Annotated in this window: 15 protein-coding genes; 5 read left to right on the top strand and 10 right to left on the bottom strand. The window is 48.9% G+C overall.

The annotated features are described in order from the left end of the window. Positions 1-14 precede the first annotated feature (14 nt). Entirely contained in the window at positions 15-1,154 is a 1,140-nt protein-coding gene (locus tag H6F72_RS17505; RefSeq protein WP_190438297.1) for a tRNA (guanine-N1)-methyltransferase, read from the bottom strand. 220 nt (positions 1,155-1,374) lie between these two features. Here H6F72_RS17505 and H6F72_RS17500 point away from each other — a divergent pair, with 220 nt between their 5' ends. Continuing rightward, a complete protein-coding gene (locus H6F72_RS17500; RefSeq protein ID WP_242016994.1) occupies positions 1,375-1,698 on the top strand; it encodes a hypothetical protein in 324 nt (107 codons plus the stop codon). Positions 1,699-1,734: 36 nt separating this feature from the next. On the opposite strand, the gene H6F72_RS17495 is transcribed toward H6F72_RS17500, so the two are convergent. The 3 genes from H6F72_RS17495 to H6F72_RS17485 form a co-directional block, all read right to left on the bottom strand. Then, complete coding sequence (locus H6F72_RS17495; RefSeq protein ID WP_370527521.1) at positions 1,735-2,082, bottom strand: DUF2103 domain-containing protein; 348 nt, start codon at positions 2,080-2,082, stop codon at positions 1,735-1,737. 31 nt (positions 2,083-2,113) lie between these two features. Then, positions 2,114-2,440 (bottom strand): ATP-dependent Clp protease adapter ClpS, encoded by a 327-nt coding sequence (clpS, locus tag H6F72_RS17490; protein ID WP_190438295.1) that lies wholly within the window; start codon positions 2,438-2,440, stop codon positions 2,114-2,116. Positions 2,441-2,534: 94 nt separating this feature from the next. Then, positions 2,535-4,655, bottom strand: coding sequence for an FAD-dependent oxidoreductase (locus H6F72_RS17485; protein ID WP_370527520.1), 2,121 nt, complete (start codon positions 4,653-4,655; stop codon positions 2,535-2,537). 291 nt (positions 4,656-4,946) lie between these two features. Between H6F72_RS17485 and H6F72_RS17480 the strand changes: the two genes are divergently transcribed. Beyond that, positions 4,947-5,516 carry an NUDIX hydrolase gene (locus tag H6F72_RS17480; protein ID WP_190438294.1) on the top strand — a complete coding sequence of 190 codons (570 nt, stop codon included), beginning with the start codon at positions 4,947-4,949 and terminating at the stop codon, positions 5,514-5,516. Between the two features lie 218 nt (positions 5,517-5,734). Next, a complete protein-coding gene (locus H6F72_RS17475; protein WP_190438292.1) occupies positions 5,735-6,112 on the top strand; it encodes a hypothetical protein in 378 nt (125 codons plus the stop codon). Here H6F72_RS17475 and H6F72_RS17470 read toward each other — a convergent pair. From H6F72_RS17470 to H6F72_RS17445, 6 genes are all read right to left on the bottom strand, one after another. After that, the gene (locus tag H6F72_RS17470) at positions 6,109-8,211 is read right to left on the bottom strand and encodes a cation:proton antiporter (RefSeq protein WP_190438290.1); all 2,103 of its coding nucleotides are present in this window, start codon (positions 8,209-8,211) and stop codon (positions 6,109-6,111) included. The two genes, H6F72_RS17475 and H6F72_RS17470, sit on opposite strands and share 4 nt — an antisense overlap. Before the next feature lie 125 nt (positions 8,212-8,336). Beyond that, positions 8,337-9,005 (bottom strand): HAS-barrel domain-containing protein, encoded by a 669-nt coding sequence (locus H6F72_RS17465; RefSeq protein ID WP_190438288.1) that lies wholly within the window; start codon positions 9,003-9,005, stop codon positions 8,337-8,339. Between the two features lie 5 nt (positions 9,006-9,010). Continuing rightward, positions 9,011-9,208, bottom strand: a complete 198-nt coding sequence (locus tag H6F72_RS17460; protein ID WP_190438286.1) for an NAD(P)H dehydrogenase subunit NdhS — start codon at positions 9,206-9,208, stop codon at positions 9,011-9,013. A 169-nt stretch (positions 9,209-9,377) separates the two neighbouring features. Next, a complete protein-coding gene (rodA, locus tag H6F72_RS17455) occupies positions 9,378-10,646 on the bottom strand; it encodes a rod shape-determining protein RodA (RefSeq protein ID WP_190438274.1) in 1,269 nt (422 codons plus the stop codon). A 77-nt stretch (positions 10,647-10,723) separates the two neighbouring features. After that, positions 10,724-11,791, bottom strand: a complete 1,068-nt coding sequence (locus tag H6F72_RS17450) for an Mrp/NBP35 family ATP-binding protein (protein ID WP_190438271.1) — start codon at positions 11,789-11,791, stop codon at positions 10,724-10,726. Positions 11,792-11,923: 132 nt separating this feature from the next. Next, the gene (locus tag H6F72_RS17445; RefSeq protein WP_313930222.1) at positions 11,924-12,394 is read right to left on the bottom strand and encodes an SRPBCC family protein; all 471 of its coding nucleotides are present in this window, start codon (positions 12,392-12,394) and stop codon (positions 11,924-11,926) included. Positions 12,395-12,982: 588 nt separating this feature from the next. Here H6F72_RS17445 and hemF point away from each other — a divergent pair. Further along, positions 12,983-14,029 carry an oxygen-dependent coproporphyrinogen oxidase gene (gene hemF / locus H6F72_RS17440; RefSeq protein ID WP_190438266.1) on the top strand — a complete coding sequence of 349 codons (1,047 nt, stop codon included), beginning with the start codon at positions 12,983-12,985 and terminating at the stop codon, positions 14,027-14,029. A 269-nt stretch (positions 14,030-14,298) separates the two neighbouring features. Further along, entirely contained in the window at positions 14,299-14,658 is a 360-nt protein-coding gene (locus H6F72_RS17435) for an STAS domain-containing protein (RefSeq protein WP_190438263.1), read from the top strand. The last annotated feature ends 61 nt before the right edge of the window (positions 14,659-14,719 follow it).

The following is a 14,719-nucleotide window of genomic DNA, read 5'->3' as shown; positions in this document are numbered from 1 at the left end:
ATTTTGTTTTAATTCTAGGAGCTAGAACTAGTGGCAGATTGGCATTGCCTGGCTAGTTCAATGCAAACGGCGATCGCGGCGTTGGTTTTGATGGCCTGAGCATTAATGTGAGTGGGGCTGGCTTGGTAGCCCTCAGCCTGAAGTAGCTGGATCAGGCGATCGCGAGGAGGTGGGTCCATTTTGCCGCGCCGACCAATTTCACCTAAACCGAAAAAGTAGGGAGGTAGGTCTGCTTCAGCCTGCATAGTTTGTAGCAGTTGCACTCGTTCTGGCCAATTCCACTGTTGGGCCAACTGCTCCATTCGTTGCAACATGGGGCGATCGTGTAGGGGGCCGAGCCACATTGGGCCGCTGAGGGTGAGTGGTTCTGGGGAAGCGTGGTGGTGGCAAACAGCACGGCTGAGTTGACGCCAAGACACGGTTTCATAGTGGCCGCAATGATGGCAGTAGCCCAGAAATCCATAGTGTTTTAGCTCAGAACTAGGATGGGCTAGAACTCGCACCATCACCCGGTAAACCTGACCATTAAACAGCGAAAAAATTGGTTGAATACTTAAGCCCTTGTTATTGGCTTGTTGTAGAACACTACCAAGTAACAGCCGCAATCCCTGTTCATGCAAAGCAGGATGCCAGCGGGCGTAAGCCCCATATACTTGCAGGCTTTTTTCAGGTTCATGGCCCGAACTGGTGCGTCCATCGGTACTCGTTAGATAGAGCAATCCACCAATTTTTGTTGCCCAGAGACTAGTGCTGAAGTGGGGTGCAGGACTGCCAAAACTATCTACATCTACTAAGTCGTAGTAGTCTTGCCGTTGATAGCAATCAAAAAAGACGCGATTGGCATCTTGATAGGTGATTTGATAAGAACTTGGCTCTAAATAGCTAGCTAGATTTTGGCTTAAAGTCACGTTTACTTCTGGGTTGGCATCATTCACCCAAACCCAATCTGCTTGGCTCTCTAGCACATACCGTAGAGACCGCACGCCACAAGCGGTCATAACGTCCAGAACTCGCAGTTTTCCAGTATCAGCTTTATAAATCGCAGCGGCTAACAACCCTAGGTCTCGGCCAATTTGGCTCTGAGAGCGATAGAAAGTATTGCCGATTTGAAATTTGACTTTACCCTCCTGCTGCCAAAGTGAATTTCGATTCATTTTTCTTGATTAACTTTAATTAACTAAAAAATTGATCCCAAATTAGAAAGGATTGGTTAAAGCTTTAATCTGCTTTAGTTCTCGCAGTTAATAGGGAATTATAAAAGTGCGAAACAAGATTCTTTCTCGCACAAATTCATTGCAGTTTGTAATATTTTCGTGAGTTAAAAGCTCTAATCTTTTAGACTAATTTTCGATTCAATGCGTAATCAAGGACACAATGATGCCAACGCTCCTCTGGCATGACTGGTTGGTTTTGCTATCATTTTTTGCTTGTCTGGCTGGTCTCGGCTTGCTGGTTGGCATGCCTCAAGATCAAGGGGAAGATTTTGAACAAGCTGAAAGCATGCTGATGCTGATGATTTTTACCTACTGGGCTGTTCACTGCGTCGCTTTGGGCGTGCAGAAATTTGCCTTACCTGACTGGGAAGTTCTGCTGCTAAGCCTGAAATTCACGGCAATTATTTCTTACTTACTCACTTTTGCCTGCATGATTAGTTTGCCGCTAAATCGTTTGGCCGTCGTACTGCGTCAGGTTGAGTAGTACTAGCTCAGTAGAATAATGGCTTTGTTAAGGCTGTTACTTCGCTAAAACCGTAGCGATCGCACTTTCCAAAACTTCCTGACTTAAGCTCGTCAAAATAAACACTTCCTGTACCGTTTTACCTTGTCGGGCGAGCACCTTAAAACCGCCGCGAATCGGGACAGAGATCTTAAGTCTGAGCTTTGGAGAGTGCGCTCGTACGGCACCAATCACACCAGGAGTAATCGTTTGAATCCCCTCTTGCTGAAGCAGCCGTTCCAACAACGGAATCAAGCCCGGAATGTGGGTGGAGTGGTTGAGAACAAGCCTGCCGCGAGAGGGGTTACCCATTGTTTTGCCAGTTGAAGTGTGCTGCGATCGCCGAGTTCCAGCACTTCTCAGCATAGAGGAAATCGCAGCGACCGGAGAGTTTGAGTTAGGCCGCTTCTAGAGGAGCCATCGTCAAACCAGCGCGGCTTAGTTGCGTGTGATAAAGTTCCGCCTGCTCTTGCGGCCCTACCCAAACCACTGCCTGACCTTCAAAGTGAATTTGATTGGTCAATTCCCAAGCGCGATCGCTAGTCATAAACGGGATGTACTTAATCAAACACTCGGTGACATGCTGAAACGTGTTGAAGTCGTCATTCAGCACAATGATTTTGTAATTCGGGTAAGTTTGACGGGTAACTTGACCAGCTTTTTCAGGCGCTACCGTAGGCGCAACGGCTGCAAAATGGGAAGCTGCCGTAAGTACCAGATTCATAGGCCGTTACCGGAAACACTTTTAACAAAACTACGTATTTTATCCTAGTGCAATTCTAGCGACTTACCATCGCTTCGGCCTCCAGGTCAAAAATCTATTTCCAATCCTCCCATTTCTCATTGAAGATCGAAGTATCAGGGAATGTGATCGGATTGCCATTTTCCGCCAGCCGACGTTGCAAAAGTTCGAGTTGTGGCTCTGCTCGCGGTAATTGGTCAACCAGCTGATAAGGCATGATGCCCTTTTCGAGCGCAAAGGCGGCTGTCGTGCCTGCTGCTGCGCCTGAAGACCACTCAAATGAATGTACCCGGTAAGCTGCTGCGGCAACGTGGCTAGTGGCAATACTCTTACCCGCCACCAGCATGTTGTCAATTTTTTGTGGAATCATGGCTCGTAGCGGCACTTGGAAGGGGTAGGCATTACCCGCCCCACGTCGCTCTCCTGCTCGCTCGGTATTGCCAGGTTGCTCAGGCGGACTCTGAGTCATGCAAGGATGAAAATCGATCGCATAGTGTCCAATCCCAACCGCGTCTGGATAAATGGTCGATCGCGTCCGGCGGGTCACTTTTTCAGACGGCAATTTGCTACCTACAAAAGACGTAGCTTCTAGGCCTGCCAAAGTTGCTTGCAAGCTGCGATACATCTGGGGTGACAGTGTTTTGCGGTAGTACTCATCTTTGAAATAATCCTGTCGAGAAATATCTACCTCCCAAACTGTAAAACCTTGAGGCTGCCCCCAAGACGGACGCCCAATAATCCGGCGACCCTCGCGGATGTAAGGATACTTAGACAGACCATGAGCAGTCCCCATGGGTGTATCAAATCCTGTCAGGTAACGGTGATTGGGTTGCGGTTGTTTTACGCCTGCTCCGAGTTGAGAGTCGGTCGTACCCGCAACTAACCAATGGAAATATCCCTGAGACAACTCCTCAGCTCGCTGGAGACTTTCCGTTCGTAAACCACCCATCCACGCTCCTGGTTGCAATTGCCCCGTACTGGCAAGTTGATCGCGGGTGTAGACAAAGTTATCGGTTGCGGTGCCAGGGCGATAATCGTTCCCCCAAGTCCAGTTCTGCATGGAAATATCACCAGGGGTAACCGCGCCAGTGTTCGACTGAACCTTCACTTCTTGGCGAGTGGGGTTTTGGTTCAGAATCCGGCGGTAGGTGAAGACAAGCGGGAAACTCGCCAACCGGGGCAATTCGTAGCTGTAGTACCCGGCGTAATTGGGGTAAAACGCAGGCTCAGTATGCCGTTGGGGTTGCTCCGTGGCCTGCATTGCAAAGGTGTAGGTAAAGCCTTGAGTGCAATAGGGGTCACCCGCTTCACTAGAGGAAGACGGTTCTAGATAAGAGCGAGGATCGATGCCCAAGCGATAAGGCACATCAGCCAGTGCTACTAGTTCCCCGGTTTCGGTGGCATCTACCACATACCATTGCGGAGCATTAGCCGGGGATTGAGTGGTTTGAGATTTAGACGGTTTTGCTGGAGCTGGCACAAACCGCACGATCGCTTTTTGAAACTGGGCTGAGTTTTCGTAGCGATAGGCATCTTCAATCGTTTGGGAAAGGGGCAAGGCATTGAGCGGACTTGCACTAGGAGCAGGCCGATGCTGAATGGCGATCGCTCCTTGAATCTGTTGCCCAGCTCCGACAGGAGTTGTGTTTAACTCTTTAATCACAGTGGAGGGAAACCATTTCAGCGTCCCCTTGCCACGCTTAGCAGCACTCTGCAACTCATCGAACAAAACTTTGTGGCCGTCCCGTGGCAAGAAACAAGACTCGCTTACCCAACAATCACCCGGATTCAAATCGCCTTTGTAATAACGCTCTAGACGTTGCCGCAGTTCGAGATAGCCGCGCGGATAGAACAAGAGCGATCGCTGAGTCTGCCGTTCATCCAGCGCTGAGGTGCCTTGAGCTGAAATTTGCCCGCCGACCCAATCTGTAATCTCGGTCATGCAGACAGTGCGTCCTGCCAACAAAGCTTCGTAAGCCGTTGCGACACCCGCCAAGCCACCTCCTGCAACTAACACTTCGCAGGTCACAGTTTGGTCAGGGGTTCGAGGAGGAGCCGCGATCGCAGAAGGGGGCAAGAGTTGTAGGGCTAGGGTAGCACCCATGAAAACTTTGCTAATGGAAGAGAGACGACGTTGCATCACGAGAAAACTGTAGGGGACATGTAGGGGGTTAGTGATTTGCAGCAGCCAGCGCATTTAGCAACCCATCTAGGCGAGCTTTGCGATTAACACTCAAGTCACTGCTGCTTAAACCTGACTACAAGGCAACACCTTAAGTTTCGGAGTCTGAGCAGAATCCCTACAACTCTACTGGGGACGTACTAATCACTCAGACGCAGCCTCTAGTTTTACCTGAAACTGAGTCAAGCGTATTCATGGCTTGCCAATAGGGGCAGATTTTATGGCAGCAGGAGATCTAGCCTAGATTTGCTTATTTTCTTTGCCTACATTCTTTCCCTTCCAGAACTACCAGAAAACCTTAAAGTTATGCAGCCGATTTCCAAATGGCAGACCTTAACTTCACGCATGGTCTTTGAGCACAAATGGTGCCGAGTCCGCCAAGACACCGTGAGACTAGGCAATCAGCAATTAATTGATGACTATTTTGTTGTGGTTCGACCTGATGTGGCTTTGGTGCTTGCGATCACGCCCAACCAAGAAGTTGTCTTTGTGCGGCAATATCGCCACGGGGTGAGGGAAATCTTATTAGAACTCCCAGCGGGCACGTTTGACCCCGAAACTGAAAGCCCAGAAGTTGCTGCCCAGAGAGAGCTGCAAGAAGAAACAGGTTATAGAGCTGAGCATTTAGTAAAGCTGGCGACGCTCCACGATAACCCCGTCAAAGATACTAACCAAATTCACTTATTTCTCGCGCAAAATGCTTTTGTTTTTGCTGAACAAAACCTTGATATGACTGAAGCCATTGAAGTTGTTTTAATCCCGGTGGAAGAATTATCAGAAAGGATATGGGGTGGAGAAATTTGCGTTTCTGGAACGATCGCAGCTTTATTTTTGGGTATGCAATTTCTTAAGGTTTCAATTCCACTAGTGCCATAGTTTTTATTTCTTTACAAATTGAGCTATTTTTCCTAAAAAGCAGTCTCAGCAATTCTTCTAGAAATTGAACAGCTACTTCTAAAGATTTCTTTTTTAGAGAAATAAAAGATTGATTAAAAAATACTAGTATTTGCGTCTATCTTGGGAGCTATTTTTTATCTACCTTCAGGTATACTTGGCAAAATCACAATTCCTTAAGAATTGACTTAGTGCCCAACATGAGCGACTTGAAGTTAGAGCAAGAAATCGAAAGAATGGCTTTGGCTATGATGATCCGCAACACTCACGTCGGTAGAGATCTCATAGCCAATCTAAAATGCCAATTAACTCTTGTAGAGGTAGCAGGAGTATTGCTCGTCAGTTTTGAGCGTTTAATTAGTTTTGACACTGATTCCTTTTTTTGGGCAGTTGAACACTTAGTTCCTGCCGATGTGATGGCAGAAATCCGCAGCATCACCTCTCCTGCGATCTACCAACGGCTGATCGGTAAAGGCTTTTTACCCGGTAGAGATATCAGTGTGAGCGAAAACGGCCAATTACTTCTCAACGAACGAGCCAAGACCGTATTAAGCCCTTGTTGCCTCGTGTTGATCTAAGCCTGGGTAGCCAACTGGTCCCGAGTCTGATTCACTACTACACCAGGTTGCGATCGCTGAGGTTCTCCTAACAGCACCACAGAACAGGTCAATTGTTGAGCGACTTGAGTGGTGACATCGCTAATGTCGAGTCCAGCGTTAGTCCGACGGCGGAGCGATCGCAACACCACCAAATCGCAAGATTTAGCAGCCTGCAAAATGGCCGTCACGACATTATCACTACTCACCACCTGAATCTCTGGCTTCAGTTGGGGTGCCCATTTCGCTACGGACATCGCTAATTGTGATTCAGTCCAAGCTCTTTTGCCCGCCGAAGCTCGGCGATCGGTGATATGGAGCAGCGTCACAGTGGCTTGATTGGCGGCGGCTAGCATTTGAGCAAATTGCACCGTTCTGCTAGACGCAGATCCCAAGTTATCAATCGGCACCAAAATGCGCTGCATGGTGCTGGGAGAGTTTAACAGGCGGGTAATTGCGACTGGACAGTGGGACGACCAAAGCACGCTGTCTAGCACATTCCCAAATAGACGAGCCCGGAACCCAGTTCGCCGTCCCCAACCCATCACGATGAGGCTGGCGTCTTGTTCTCGGCTGGCACGGCTAATTCCTTGAGCGATTCCATCATCAATTCGTAATAATGGCTCTGCCTCAACTCCGATTTCTTGGCTGACAGCTTTAGCATTGGCTAGCAACGCTTCACTGCGCTCCATTGCTGCACCGATGGTGGGAGTATCCATGTTGGCTTGAGCTGTGGCGATCGCTAAAGGGACAATCCGCCCCGACTCATACCGAGCCAGCAGCGCTGCCATCTCAATTAAATACTGCTCCGTTTTAGGGTTATAAACCGGAACCACCACCGTAAAAGGATGATCGGTTGTGCCAGCACCCCAATTGCTGGGCGTAGTATCAGGCTCCAATGTCGTGTCTGAAGTAATCAGCTTGGGAGCAACCCGACTCGTAATTAAGGGACCCAACGTAGCAGTCACCAGCATCAATACAATGACGCTATTCAGCACGCCTTCAGTCAACATGCCAGCTCGATAGCCTACCAAAGTTGCAGCCAAAGTTGCCCCTACTTGAGGCATCGACATCGACCACATCGTGAGCAATTCGTCTTGGTTATAGTGATATAACAGTTTTGCGCCATAGGCAGCCAAGAACTTGCTAATAATTAAGCCAGTGACAATCGCTAGGGTTAACCAAATCGAGGAGATGCTGGCGATGAAAGCAGGAATATCAATCAGCAGACCTAAGTTAACAAAGAAAATTGGAATAAATAAAACGCTACCGACAAATACCACTTTTTCTTTAACGGGGCTTTGACCAACAGCATCATTAACTGCTAAACCTGCGAGGAAAGCCCCCACAATCTTCTCAACCCCAATGAGTTGTGCCCCTAGAGAAGCTAGGAAGATGGCTAACAAGACGAATAAAAACTGATTGCCTTCGTCATCTCCAGTGCGTTTAAAGAATTGACGACCTGCCCAATCAAACCCAAACAGCACCACTACTGAGTAGATTGCTAGAGAGCCGAGTAAGATTGCTAGTTTGGTAGCGGTAAAATCACCCGCATTAATCCCAATACAAATTGCCAGAACTAACAGTGACCCGACATCGGTAAAAATAGTCGCTCCAATCGTCACCGTCACCGCCTCATTGGACACCACCCCTAAGCGGCTGACCATTGGGTAAGCCAGCAAAGTGTGAGAAGCAAACAACGAACCGATCAAGACCGAAGCGTTCCAGTCAAACCCAAATAGGCGACCTACAACCGTGCCAAATATTAGGGGTATGGCAAAAGTCAGGCTACCATACCCAATCGAACGATATTTTTTGCGGCGGAACTCTTCAATATCGACTTCCAGACCCGACACAAACATTAAATAGAGCAACCCAATTTCCGCCAGCAGGCTGAGCGTTTCTGACTCTTTTTGCAGCAAGTGCAAGCCATTCGGCCCTAAAACCACCCCTGCTGCTAACAACCCTACTAAGCCTGGTATCCGGAACCGCTCTACTAGGATAGGTACAGTCAGAATTACTGCTAGGAGAACCGCAAACGAAACGATGGGTTCCTCAAAAAATTTCAAAATCGATTCCATAGAGCGTCCATTAAAGTGAATGAGTGCCAGCAGCTCTCAGGCATTACGCGGAAAGTCTTGCTTGAGTGCTGACTTGTCCGCATCATTCCAAACCTTAAGGCTCTAAAGGAAGAAGAAGTAAATACCTATAGGTGGATCTGACTCAAGATTACTCGCAGGCGATCGTAATCATCTTTGAGTAACACACTCAAAGTGCGTCCCGCGTTCACTAGCCAAGTGCGATCGGCTTGGCGTAATTGATAAATCTCTCGAATGGCTGCCGCAGTTAACGCATCGACTGGAGCTCCATTCACTTGTAGCAAAGCTCGCAAAAAATCTAGCTTTTCACTAAAGTGCAGCACTTCCTCTGATTCACAAACATATACTGCTTGGTGAATTTGTGGCGGTCGAGGCGGCAAGTGCTGATAAATCGTTTCACTCAGGCGTTGTGTCCCAGCTACTCCAGTTTCGCAGGGCCGAAATCCAACGATCGCAGCCCGAAACTCTGTCTTCAGCATGGCAAAAATCTGGGGTTGCTGCTCGCGTAAATCTTGTAACGACAACCCTAAAGCCCGCGCCCGATGCACTGAATCGATCGGGCTCGTCGTGGCATGATACACCACAGCATAAACGTGATTCCCCGACTCTTCATCAATAGAGCGTACCCAACTGCCAAAAGGCGGCATGACCGGAAAACTTAAGTCCTCCGGTTCTAAGCACTGCGCCAAAAACTCCGTCGTTGCCGTCTCAATCACTTCAGCAATGTGATTCGGTGGACGATTTTGGTGAGCAAATTGGGGTAGGGGCAACCGCATAGGTGCTACTTCGCTTTCTTACGGCCTGCCGTCGCGTCTACTAATTCCAACTGCGATAAGCGGAACGTAACCAACTTGTCCCAGTTACCTCCTTCAAACAAGACGGCTGCCTTGCCATCGGTTACACGCTGCACAAGACCTTGGAAGCCGTAGTAAATATCAGAGGTGCTGGTCACACGAACTGCTGAGCCAGGCAAAATCATAGTGTTCAGTGAATAGGTGTTCAGTGAATAGGATGGAGTGACTGGAGTCGCTTCTCTTCTAAATAGCTTACTAGTATTTCACCGTGTTAGTTTTGGTTGTTGGTTAGGCGAAGCCCACTCAACAAATCCAATTGAGTAAAGTACTAGCAGCTAGCCTAATTCTGCCGCTCTAGAACTTTAGCCTTTGGCGGTAATTTGCCACCGATTGCACCAAGCCGATCGCGACGAAGTTGGTTAAGAGGGCCGATCGCCCATAACTCATCCAAGGCAGGGGAATTCCAGTTACGGGAGCCAAGCCAATGGTCATCCCGACGTTCACGACAACCTGGAACACTAGCATGGAAAACACACCCACTGCTAGCAACGAACCAAAGTTGTCCTTGGCATTCTGCGCCACCATAATCAGCCGCAGGCAGACCAACCAAAAAGCGAGCAACACCAGAAAAGAACCAATAAAACCAAGTTCCTCGCCAATCGCAGAAAAGATAAAGTCGGTATGTTGCTCCGGAATGAAGTTGAGCTGCGTCTGAGTGCCTTTCATAAACCCTCGGCCCCACCACTCACCCGCTCCGATCGCAATTCGAGATTGAATCAAGTGATAGCCGCCGCCCAAGGGGTCTTTGTCTGGATCTAAGAACAAAATTAGGCGGTCTTTCTGGTAATCCTTGAGCAATCCCCAGAGAACATGCCCTAGCGCTCCAGAGATCAGGTTAACAGCCACTGCCCCTAGTGCTCCGAGCCTAGGCCAGGGTAAGGTCATCCAGGCGATCGCCCCCATCGCCACCACCCAGATAAGCTCCAAACCCAGCAACCAACTAGAGAAAAAGACATTAAACAGGATGGCCGAAACAATTGGAGAAATCAGCAGCACCAGCCAACCAGGATTGGCGTTTCCCCAATAGAGCATACCAATGGTAATTGCCCCAAAGACCAGCGACGTACCCAAATCTGGCTGCAAAAATACTAAACCCCAAGGCAGCGCCGTCACTGCTAAAGTCTGAATCGCCGCAGTCAGGGTGGAAGCAGTCCGCCCGTGCAACATGGCCGCCAAGGTAATAATCATGCCTAACTTGGCAAACTCAGACGGCTGAATGTTAAAACCAGCAATCGTAATCCAGCGCTGGGCTCCCAGCGCTGTGGTGCCGATAAACATAACGGCTAGCAGAGATGCATTGGTGATGCCGTAAATCACCCAACGCCACTGCAACAAGTTTTCGTAGCGGCACCTAGAGATTATTAACGCCAGCACTAACCCAATGCCGCCGATCAACCAGTGTTGCCACCAGTCAGTCCAGCCTTGATTCAACTCGGTGCTATAAATCATCACGCCACCGAGGAACGTGAGACCAATAGGGAGGAAAAACAACCAGCCGTCAGTCTCTTGCCAAGGTTGAATTAAAGATTTCCAGCGAATTCGGGCTAGCGATTTCTGCAACATGTTCTAGCAAATGGTCAAGTTTAAGTCGAAAGCTGTTAGGGAGGTAACTGGGTTGTCCCAATCACCATAAACATCTATTACGCTGATGCCAGCGCGGCGACAGAAACTTTTGCCGCAATTTGTTGAGCAATTGCTTTTAAAGCTTTGGCTGAGGCTGATTCAGGATCACCAACTGTAATTGGTAGGCCGCGATCGCCTCCTTGTCGGAGCGGAATTTCTAGCGGCACACATCCCAGCAAAGGTACACCCAGTTCCTGAGCCGCCTTCGCTCCGCCTTCTGAACCAAAAATGTCATATTGGCGATCGGGCATGTCAGGAGGAATAAAGTAGCTCATATTCTCTACAATGCCCAAGACAGGCACTCCCATCTGCTGGAACATCTTTAAGCCCCGGCGGGAGTCTAATAGCGCGACCGTTTGCGGCGTCGTGACAATCACGGCTCCAGCCATCGGTACCGCTTGCGCCAGTGTCAGTTGAGCATCCCCCGTCCCAGGTGGCATATCCACAATCAGGTAGTCTAGGTCACCCCACTGCGTCTGATAGAGAAACTGCCGAATGATGCCATTCAGCATTGGTCCCCGCCAGATTACAGGCTGGTCAGGGTCAATCAAAAAGCCCATTGAAACCAGCTTAACGCCGTGGTTAAAGGCAGGCTCCAGAATATCTCCTTGAGGGCCTTTAGAGACCATCACTTGGGCATCAGCTAGACCTAGCATCGTCGGAGCGTTGGGACCATAAATATCTGCATCGATCAGTCCTACTTTGGCTCCCGCTTGGGCCAGGGCTACTGCCACGTTCACAGCCACGGTGCTTTTGCCAACACCACCCTTACCGCTAGAAATCGCAACAATATTTTTTACACCCTCGATGCCAGTGCGATCGGGCAGCGACTTTTGGTGTGGAGTTTCAGCAGTAACCTCTACCTTGACTTCTTGAACTCCAGGTAGAGTTTTGACTGCTCTCTGACAATCTTCAACAATAAATTCGCGCAGGGGGCAAGCAGGGGTTGTGAGCACTAAGGTAAAGCTAACGGTGCCATCTGCGATCGCGACGTTGCGAATCATATTCAATTCCACCAAACTCTTGCGAAGTTCGGGGTCTTGAACGGGGCGCAGAACTTCTAGAACTGAATCAGCATTAAGCATACGAGATTATAAATTCTCCACCCTAACTGCAACGGGAGGATATAAGGTAAGTGGCTTTGTCCTCTAGTGCAATCTTACCGTTACCGCGGGTGGATTCGTGTCTGTAGGCGATCGCGACTGCCGAATCGCCTATCAAAAATCAAAACAACTATTTCCGGGCGATCGCGTCCTGGCATCAACTGGCACTGTGGATAGGGCTGCTTGCTCTGCCGCTTGCACTAATTTTGTTGCCACCCTAGCTGCGTAAGGTTGAGTCAAGGACCAAATTAAAGGGGAAAGCCAACCGCGCAACGTCACTGAATAAGATACACGGGTTCCACAAACCGTTGATTCAACCTGGTAAGTAACACGTTCTTCCACCCCAGGAATTGCTAAAATTCGGACGCTGAGTAATTCTCCTGGATTCACCCGCTCCACAAAAATCCGAACTGGAATGGGGCTCAAACGCGTCACGGCTCGATAAATTAGCCCTGGTTTCACGACCAAGCCATGCGGGACATCAGTGCTAGCCAGTAAAGGATGCCAAGACACATCGGTGAGGTCACCAATCTTGCACCATAGATCTTCTACAGAAGCCGTACTGAGCGCTTGATAAGTTCTCACCAAAGAATACTGAAACCTGATCCGATGACGCCGAAGTCGCAGTTTAGTTAAAAATTTTGCCATTTTTGTTCCCGCATCGAGTCACTTCAACAGGTTGGGATAGCGCGATCGCTGCCTAGCTCGATCCTAACAATTGCGATCGCTCATCTCGGATCAGCCATCATAACGATTGTCACAATCAGGTGCGATCGCACTAAAGATAGATCAACGACGCCACAGATTTTGTGTGTGATTAAGCCATTTAAACTGAGGTCTAGCAGGCAAAATCAACGACCTTCGCGCCCTCACATTAATCCAACCGCAGAGAATAAGTTTCAGAGTAATCTAGGGAAAAGTTAGACTGCTAGATAATGTTGTAAAAACGTATCAAGTTCGCCAATTTTGTGCGGCTATCTGTTAAGCTTTTTGCGATTCTCTCGATAAAACTCTATAGAAGTTTACGCACTGGAAGACCTTGAAACTCGGTCTTGATGCATTTCACTTAGCCTAACTAAGCCCAGTTAAACTTCGGGCTTGCGATCATTTTTTAACTTCTGTTGAGATTCCAGCACGCCAGCCAAAATTTTTAACGGTATTGCACTGAAGGTTATGACTACTTCTTCCACTCCTGAGGCAACTGCATCTAAACTGACCCTTCCTACTGACTCACGGCAGCAGGTCAGCCAATTCTTGAAAGACCTGCAAGATCAAATTTGCCAAGGTTTGGAACAGCTAGACGGGCAAGCAACGTTTCAGGAAGATGCCTGGGAACGGCCCGAAGGCGGTGGCGGGCGATCGCGGGTGATGCGAGAAGGCAGAGTGTTTGAGCAGGGAGGCGTAAACTTTTCTGAAGTTTGGGGTACTCATCTCCCTCCCTCCGTGCTGGTTCAACGACCAGAAGCGGCGGGTCACAAGTTTTATGCCACAGGCACTTCCATGGTGCTGCACCCCCGAAATCCCTACATCCCCACGGTGCATCTCAACTACCGTTATTTTGAAGCGGGTCCCGTTTGGTGGTTCGGTGGTGGCATTGACCTAACCCCTTACTATCCTTTTGCTGAAGATGTGGTGCATTTTCACCAAACTCTGAAGCAAGCTTGTGATGCTCACCATCCTGAGTACTACCCCACCTTTAAGCTGTGGTGCGACGAATACTTCTACTTAAATCATCGCCAAGAAACGCGAGGAGTTGGCGGCATCTTCTTCGACTATCAAGATGGACTCACTAATCACTTGTATCGCGGTCCAGCGGCAGACGGCCCAGCGGCACTCCATAGCAATCAAGTAGGTCAGATCGGTAGCCGTAGCTGGGAGGAAATTTTTAGCTTCATTCAGTCCTGCGGTCAGGCTTTCTTGCCCGCCTATGTGCCCATTGCAGAGCGCAGACAAGGGACTGAGTATGGCGATCGCGAACGGAATTTCCAGCTTTATCGTCGGGGTCGTTACGTCGAGTTCAACTTAGTCTACGACCGAGGCACCATTTTTGGTTTACAAACCAATGGCCGCACCGAATCAATTTTGATGTCTCTCCCGCCCCTCGTACGTTGGGAGTATGGTTACGAACCAGAACCCAACACCCCTGAAGCCGAGCTGTACCAAACCTTTCTTAAGCCGCAAGACTGGGTTAACTGGTTTTCTCCCGCCTCTGAGAGCTGAGGTAAACTACGGGAGGTAGGGCTGCGATCGCCAGAAATTTTTCTGCCCGATATGTTATAAACCTCTGCCACCTGCCAACTATAGATAAGGCGCAACTCGTGTCTAACTCGGGGAGTCTACAGGCTTAACAATGGCTGGTACCCACTAATCTACGGATCAGTAGCTCAATTTTTATTTAAGTTGCGGCTGCTCCTGATCTTCTCAGTTATTGCCAGCACCAGTTCATTTCCCAAATACCCATTATTGCTAGGGGAGGATCAGCGATCCCAATGGAGCAGAGAACTTACACAACCCAAGACGGTACTACAGTCATTGTCTTAACCCCCACCGGACGCTTAGACATTACAACCGCCTGGCAGTTTCGCTTAAAGTTACAGGAATGTATTTCCAAATTGAGCCGCCATGTGGTGGTGAATTTAGGCCAGGTCAATTTTATTGACAGTTCTGGTCTCACCTCTCTGGTTGCAGGAATGCGCGATGCGGAAAAAGTCAAAGGCAGCTTCCGTATTTGTAACGTCCATCCAGAAGCCAAGCTAGTCTTTGAAGTCACCATGATGGACTCAGTTTTTGAAATTTTTGAAACTGAGGAAGAAGCTTTAGAAGGCGTACCTAGAGGTATTGCTAGCTAAATATATTGATTTAATCGAACCTTGCCGTGACCGCAGATGCACAAATCAAGTTGCCTCAGCG

Source organism: Trichocoleus sp. FACHB-46 (assembly GCF_014695385.1).
In the GTDB taxonomy this organism is placed as follows: domain Bacteria; phylum Cyanobacteriota; class Cyanobacteriia; order FACHB-46; family FACHB-46; genus Trichocoleus.
The sequence above is the reverse complement of the archived record's forward strand: the minus strand, read 5'-3'. Positions and strand labels throughout refer to the sequence as shown.

What these genes read in the sequence shown, in the direction of transcription:
- H6F72_RS17475 (WP_190438292.1), top strand. Translation starts at nt 5,735, where the DNA reads ATGAGCGACTTGAAGTTAGAGCAAGAAATCGAAAGAATGGCTTTGGCT.
- H6F72_RS17460 (WP_190438286.1), bottom strand. Translation starts at nt 9,208, where the DNA reads ATGATTTTGCCTGGCTCAGCAGTTCGTGTGACCAGCACCTCTGATATT.
- H6F72_RS17465 (WP_190438288.1), bottom strand. Translation starts at nt 9,005, where the DNA reads ATGCGGTTGCCCCTACCCCAATTTGCTCACCAAAATCGTCCACCGAAT.
- H6F72_RS17470 (WP_190438290.1), bottom strand. Translation starts at nt 8,211, where the DNA reads ATGGAATCGATTTTGAAATTTTTTGAGGAACCCATCGTTTCGTTTGCG.
- H6F72_RS17505 (WP_190438297.1), bottom strand. Translation starts at nt 1,154, where the DNA reads ATGAATCGAAATTCACTTTGGCAGCAGGAGGGTAAAGTCAAATTTCAA.
- H6F72_RS17450 (WP_190438271.1), bottom strand. Translation starts at nt 11,791, where the DNA reads ATGCTTAATGCTGATTCAGTTCTAGAAGTTCTGCGCCCCGTTCAAGAC.
- hemF (WP_190438266.1), top strand. Translation starts at nt 12,983, where the DNA reads ATGACTACTTCTTCCACTCCTGAGGCAACTGCATCTAAACTGACCCTT.
- rodA (WP_190438274.1), bottom strand. Translation starts at nt 10,646, where the DNA reads ATGTTGCAGAAATCGCTAGCCCGAATTCGCTGGAAATCTTTAATTCAA.
- H6F72_RS17480 (WP_190438294.1), top strand. Translation starts at nt 4,947, where the DNA reads ATGCAGCCGATTTCCAAATGGCAGACCTTAACTTCACGCATGGTCTTT.
- H6F72_RS17495 (WP_370527521.1), bottom strand. Translation starts at nt 2,082, where the DNA reads ATGCTGAGAAGTGCTGGAACTCGGCGATCGCAGCACACTTCAACTGGC.
- H6F72_RS17485 (WP_370527520.1), bottom strand. Translation starts at nt 4,655, where the DNA reads ATGCGCTGGCTGCTGCAAATCACTAACCCCCTACATGTCCCCTACAGT.
- H6F72_RS17500 (WP_242016994.1), top strand. Translation starts at nt 1,375, where the DNA reads ATGATGCCAACGCTCCTCTGGCATGACTGGTTGGTTTTGCTATCATTT.
- H6F72_RS17435 (WP_190438263.1), top strand. Translation starts at nt 14,299, where the DNA reads ATGGAGCAGAGAACTTACACAACCCAAGACGGTACTACAGTCATTGTC.
- clpS (WP_190438295.1), bottom strand. Translation starts at nt 2,440, where the DNA reads ATGAATCTGGTACTTACGGCAGCTTCCCATTTTGCAGCCGTTGCGCCT.